Source organism: Aquiflexum sp. (assembly GCF_977115555.1).
This window is the reverse complement of the sequence record NZ_CDSBKL010000260.1, coordinates 1-6,001: the sequence shown is the minus strand read 5'-3', so window position 1 is coordinate 6,001 and position 6,001 is coordinate 1. Positions and strand designations below refer to the sequence as shown.

5 protein-coding genes are annotated in these 6,001 nt (G+C 43.9%); 1 reads left to right on the top strand and 4 read right to left on the bottom strand.

Annotated elements, in window-relative coordinates:
- Positions 1 to 647: PAS domain-containing protein (locus ACZFYI_RS14300; RefSeq protein ID WP_462524807.1), on the top strand; the 647-nt coding region annotated here is incomplete at its 5' end.
- Positions 648 to 656: 9 nt separating this feature from the next.
- On the opposite strand, the gene ACZFYI_RS14295 is transcribed toward ACZFYI_RS14300, so the two are convergent.
- The 4 genes from ACZFYI_RS14295 to ACZFYI_RS14280 form a co-directional block, all read right to left on the bottom strand.
- On the bottom strand, positions 657 to 2,378 hold the full coding sequence (locus tag ACZFYI_RS14295; protein ID WP_462524806.1) for an efflux RND transporter periplasmic adaptor subunit: 1,722 nt from the start codon (positions 2,376 to 2,378) through the stop codon (positions 657 to 659).
- 222 nt (positions 2,379 to 2,600) lie between these two features.
- Positions 2,601 to 4,112, bottom strand: coding sequence for a TolC family protein (locus ACZFYI_RS14290; protein ID WP_462524805.1), 1,512 nt, complete (start codon positions 4,110 to 4,112; stop codon positions 2,601 to 2,603).
- A 75-nt stretch (positions 4,113 to 4,187) separates the two neighbouring features.
- Entirely contained in the window at positions 4,188 to 4,505 is a 318-nt protein-coding gene (locus tag ACZFYI_RS14285) for a four helix bundle protein (protein ID WP_462524804.1), read from the bottom strand.
- 1 nt (position 4,506) lies between these two features.
- Positions 4,507 to 6,001: efflux RND transporter permease subunit (locus ACZFYI_RS14280; protein WP_462524803.1), on the bottom strand; the 1,495-nt coding region annotated here is incomplete at its 5' end.

Genomic DNA, 6,001 nt, shown 5'->3' with positions numbered 1-6,001 from the left:
CAAAAAATCAACTCATGGAAGGATTGCTTGAGGATAATCTGATCGGTTTTTGGATTTGGGATATAGCCCGGCAATCTGACCAATTGAGCCTTTCTTTGAATGAGGTTTTGGGTTACAATTCCATCCAAAACAGAAAAAGGACCAAAAATGTGAAATGGAAAAAGCATGTTCACACCTCTGAAAGGGCGAAAGTAGAAGAAAACCTGAAGGAGCACTTTGCCAGTAACGGGAAGCTTCCGTTCCATTGTGAATTCAGGATCAAAAATCTCCACAAAAAAGACATTTGGGTATTGGGTTATGGCAAAGTATTGCAGTGGAGTCCCGAAGGAGATCCATTGGTCATGGCCGGCTGTTTTTTTGATATTTCTGAAAGGAAAAAAACAGAATCTTTGTATAAGCAGCAAAGCCAGTATCTGATGACCATGACCTTTAACCAATCTCACCTGATGCGTGCCAAACTGGCCAATATCATCGGGATTTTGGAAATCATCGATCCCAAAAAATCTGCTATCGAAATTGCCCATTTTCTCAAAATGATCAAAGCGGAGGCTAGAAAACTGGATGAAGAGTTAAGAAAAAGCATCTCCGCCTCAAGCAGCCTGCAGATTACGCCACCCCAATCCGAAAATCAGGCATTGATGATTTAAAGGTTTTTTTTATGGATTGGTTGGTTTGAACTCATCCTTCACCTCCCCACAAGTCAGCATGGCTTCACCAAAGTATGGGTTCCGGATTTCCTTTTCCCCACTCAGCCAAAATGCCCCTTTGTCTTTGAAGGCCATAGGGCAGTATTGCTTATAAACGGTGTTTTCCTCCACACCAAAATAAGCCACTGCTGAAATCAGGTTGTCCGAGAGTGTTTCGAAATTTTTCCTTTGCTCCTCCACATCTGAAGTTTTTTGGATTTTGTCCAGGCTTGCTTGGATCGGCTTCAATAATCCCATCCATACTTCATGTGCTTTTGGGTCCAATAGCCCCATTTCTACCTTGGTCAAAGAAGTCTTGGATTTGGATACCGCAGATTGGGTAGAAGGGACATCAGATGCAGTGAGGGCATTTTTGATGGTAAAATAGCTTTTCACAAATGCGGTAAGCTGATTCCTGAATTCTTCGGAAACCTCCAATGACTGAACCCCTCCCTTTTCCTCAGGCCTGAGCATCATGCTGTATTTTCCTGAAAGTTGTGCTGCGGCATCGATGGCAAAAACCCCGTTGCTGACCACTTCCTCGCCTTCATTGATGCCGGAAGTCACCATATAATCATCTCCTGAACGTGCACCCAAAGACACCTCCCGCATTTCAAAAGACGGAGATTCCTTATCCCCAACCTGCACATACACCACAGACCGTGGCCCTGTCCAAAGGATTGCTGATTTGGGTACCATAAGACCGGTTTTAGAAGAAGAAGTTGTTTTGATAGTGGCGCTGACAAACATCTCGGGTTTCAGTTGCAAGCCGGTATTGACTGCCTCGGCTCGGATTCCAATCGTCCTTGTTTCGGGATTAAGGACAGGGTCGATGAAAGAAACCTTTCCGGTAAATTCCTTTCCAGGATAAGCTGCAGCCTGAAAAGTAATTTTATCTCCTTTTTTGATCCAAGACAGGTCAGATTCATAGGCATCCATCATTACCCAAACATGAGTCAAATCCATAAGTTCAAAAAGGACAGAACCCCTGCTGACAAAATCCCCCAAAGAGACATTCCTCGCAGTGACAATGCCTGAAGCATCTGCAAACACATCAAATTCTGTATGGACGGTGCCTCTTTTTTCAATCTCCGAAATCTGCTCCTCAGTAATTTTCCACAGGCGCAATTTTTCTTTGGCAGCTTGGTATAAGGCTGGCTGACGGTCTTTGACCTTGGCTACTTCCAAGAGTTCCTTTTGGGCATTGACCAAATCAGGGGAATAGATCGTGGCCAATTTTTCTCCTTTGGCAACTTCCTGACCTGTAAAATTGACAAAAAGCTTGTCTATCCTTCCCGCAAAATTAGAAGTCAGGCTTTTGACCCTTTTCTCATCAGGCTGTATTTTCCCTGTCAGCTGAAGCCTCGAAGCAGAGGCTCCTGAGCTCACCTTGGTAGTCATGACATTGGAAAGCGCCATGGCTTCAGGAGTCATTTCCATTTGATAGGGATTGGTAGAGGTGCTGAGTTGTGACAGGGGAACCAAGTCCATGCCACAGATTGGGCATTTTCCGGGTTCGTTTTGACGGATATGGGGATGCATTGGGGACACCCAAATTGTTTCCCCGTCAGTGGCAAGGGATTCCTGATTTTCTGTTTCAGACTCTCCTCCCCCTCTGATGATCCATCCGAAGATTGCCCCAAAGAATAGGCAACCAAAGATGATTAAGACGATGTTTCTTCTAGTATTCATGGTTTCGTGTTTTAATGGTTGTGTATTCTATTGCCAGTAACCCTTTTATCTTTTAAAAACTGGACGGAAGACGGAAGTCGGATGACCGATGGGGTTAGCATTTTAACAAGTAAGCCTCTTGTTTTGGAATTAATATCAATAAATATCCAGTATCAATTAATGTCAGATTGAGCTTCTTTAAAGCCCATAATTCTACACTTAGAGATTGAACCTTACCCACCTTTAATAACCTGTAAGGACTTCAAGTCTTGCGTAATTCAATTGCTGATCGATCTGAGTATTGAGCAGTGCCAACCTAAATTCCAACAACTCTCTTTGGATACTCAGAATCTCCTCAAAGGAACTTCCATCAGTTGCATAAGAAGTCACTGAAAGCTGCATGGTCTGTTCGGTCAATTCAACCTGCTCTTTCAACAAATCAAGTTTTCGCTGTGAATCTTTGAGCAAGACAAGTGAAGATTCAAATTCAGTCACCAAGCTGTTTTGCAAATCCTCTTTTTGCTTGATGGTGGATTCCCTCCAATAATTCGCCTCTGTTTCCATCGACTTGTATTTTTTTCGGTAAATAGGTAAGGTCACCGTTCCCATCAGCATAAACATGTTTCTTCCCATTCCGGAAGGCATATATTCCATCCCATCCATTCCTCCGATTATTCCCGATTCAGGTCTTGGGGAGAAAACCATGTAATTCAAGCCTGCCCCCAACATTGGTCGACCTTCCAGTTTGGCCATTTGGGCTTTTTTCCAATAGGCCTCACTTTCTTTTTCGAGCATCAGGACCATGGGATTGTTGGTCAGAATTCCTTCCAACATCAGTTCTTCCAATCCGGCAATATTGATCGGCTCGAACTTCTCAGAAAGGTTGATTTTTTCATTTTGTTCGACTCCCAAAAGCTGGTTGAACCTTGCTATCAAAGGTCTTTTGTTTACCTCCATTTGGATCAGTTCACTTTCCAAAGCTTTGATCTGAACCTGAAGCCTGAGTACATCGGTCAATTTGCCGGAGCTGCCGGTTGCCCCCATGGTATTCATTCCTGATACCGGATTGGCAGGAGCTGAGCTTGAAGCTGAACTGCCTCCTCCCATTCCCATTCCATCTGAGGAATTGCCGGAGTTTTGGATTTGGGAAGGCTTCCTCACTGCCGAACTCACTGAGGACACAGCCTCGGAGGTATTTCCCCCTTGGTACCGGATGATCGCCAATCGCTCCAGACTTTTCAGGATTTCGAGGTTGGATTGGCTGATCGCAATGGTATTTTCAAGTTGTTGCAATTGGAAATAAGTCTCCTTCACCTGCAAAACCATCCTGTTTCGCTCCTCTTTGAAAGCCTCGTACCTCGCTTCTGCCATCAAAGTGGCTTCATCTTTTTGGGTTTTGAGCATGCCAAACCATGGAAACATCTGCATGACAGATGCTTCAGCCCTTTGATTTCCCATAAGCAATTCCATCGGCCTTAGAAAATAACCCAAATTCAACTCCGGATCGGGCAAAGAATTGGATTGGTTTACCTTCTCCAAGGATGCCTGATAACCGTTAAAAGAGGCTTGAAGGCCGGGATTGTTTTCGACGGCTATTTCGATGTAGGTATCTAAGGTTTGGGAATTTACCTTTCCACTGAGCATCAATGCAGCAAAAATCAGATATTTATGGATACTTGATATTGATGGATATTGGCCGGAAAGACCAGCTTCAAACCATTCCATAAAGGATTTTAAGTTTTTGAATTTGTTCATTTCAATTCTTTTTTTGAATTGTAAATTGATTGAATGTAGTTGTTTAGTTTAAGAGAAAGTCTATCAGAAATCATCTTAAAATTGATGAGAGAACTCTTCATTTGAGATAATTTTCCTTTCTTCCATCAAACTCAACCAATGATTTATGGCTTCCAACATGGACCCACGGCTGTTGCAAAGAAACCTGACCCTATCCAGATAATGGTATCGGCCATATGACTCTGCTATATTTGCTCCAATGGAGTCAATGGATTCTATAAATTGGTCTCTTATAATCTTTCTTGTTTGCCAAGTCATTTTGGAATAAATGGCCCATCCCATTTTTGATAGTTCTCTTGCCAATTTATATACCTCCAAATCCTCAAGCTTTATATATTCTTTTTTCTCTTCCATATCAAATCTTCCTTACCATAATTTCCCTGTATTTCCCATACAATACCGGCACAATAAATAGTGATATAAGCGCTACCGCCATGCCTCCAAATGCCGGTATTGCCATCGGAATCATGATATCAGACCCTCTGCCGGAGCTGGTCAATACCGGCAGCAAGGCTAGTAATGTAGTCGCTGTGGTCATCAGACAGGGTCTCACTCTCTTCAATCCGGCTTCCAAAACTGCATTTCGGATTTCTGCGACGTTGGTCGGGTTGTTTCTTTCGAAGGTTTGCTTCAGGTATGTTCCCATGACTACACCATCATCGGTCGCAATCCCAAACAGGGCAATGAATCCCACCCAAACTGCTACGCTGAGGTTGACTGTCCTCATTTGGAACAAGTCCCGCATATTAGTCCCGAGGAAACTGAAATCAAAAAACCAACCCTGACCATACAACCACAGCATCATAAATCCTCCGGAAAAAGCCATTGCGATGGCTGTAAAAACCATCATGGTCAATACAGTGGACTTAAACTGGAAATAAAGAATCAGGAATATCACTGCCAAGCACAGCGGGATGACTAATGCCAACCGCTTCTCTGCCCGTATCTGATTTTCATAGCTACCAGAAAAAACATAAGAAACCCCGGCAGGAACCACAAGTTCACCAGTTCTCACTTTTTCATCCAGCAGGTTTTTGGCACTTTCGACGACATTGACTTCTGCATAACCATCCCTTTTGTCAAACATCACATAGCCTACCAAAAAGGTGTTTTCTCCCCTGATCATCATCGGTCCAGGCCGGTAGGTGATTTCCGCAATCTGACCAAGGGGAATCTGTGCCCCTGTTGGGCTGTTGACCAGGATTTTTTTCAAAACCTCCGGGTCATCGCGGTATTCCCTCGCATACCTCGCACGGATGGCATAGCGCTCTCGGCCCTCAACCGTAGTGCTCAGAGTCATGCCACCGATAGCCACTTCTATAAACTCCTGCACATCCGCCACATTCAGCCCATATCTCCCCAATGCGACCCTGTCCAAATCCACTTCCAAGTAGGGTTTGCCCAATGACCTGTCAGCAAAAACAGCCTCAGCTTTGACTGAAGGGACTTCCTGAAGCAAGCTTTCGAGTTTCAAACTGAAATTCTCTATCGTCTCCAAGTCCGGCCCATATACTTTCATCCCCATGGGTGCCCTCATACCCGTCTGCAACATGATCAACCTTGTTTCGATGGGTTGGAGTTTTGGTGCAGAAGTAACCCCCGGGATATTGGAAGTCCTGATTTGGATTTCATCCCATATGTCATCAGGGGTCTTGATTTCATCCCTCCACTGACGAAAGTACTGACCTCTATTTTCGTCCAGGATCAGGTGCTTTTGAATATCCTTGACAATTGACTTGGTTTTATTTTCTTCCAAATAATTGAAATCCTTGTCCCAAATCGTGCCACTTACCCGGTCATACCAATAGTCTTTCTCCTCAATATTCAATTGAAAAAAACCATCTTTATCG

Coding starts and splice junctions, on each gene's coding strand:
- ACZFYI_RS14290 (WP_462524805.1), bottom strand. CDS start 4,112: ATGAACAAATTCAAAAACTTAAAATCCTTTATGGAATGGTTTGAAGCT.
- ACZFYI_RS14295 (WP_462524806.1), bottom strand. CDS start 2,378: ATGAATACTAGAAGAAACATCGTCTTAATCATCTTTGGTTGCCTATTC.
- ACZFYI_RS14285 (WP_462524804.1), bottom strand. CDS start 4,505: ATGGAAGAGAAAAAAGAATATATAAAGCTTGAGGATTTGGAGGTATAT.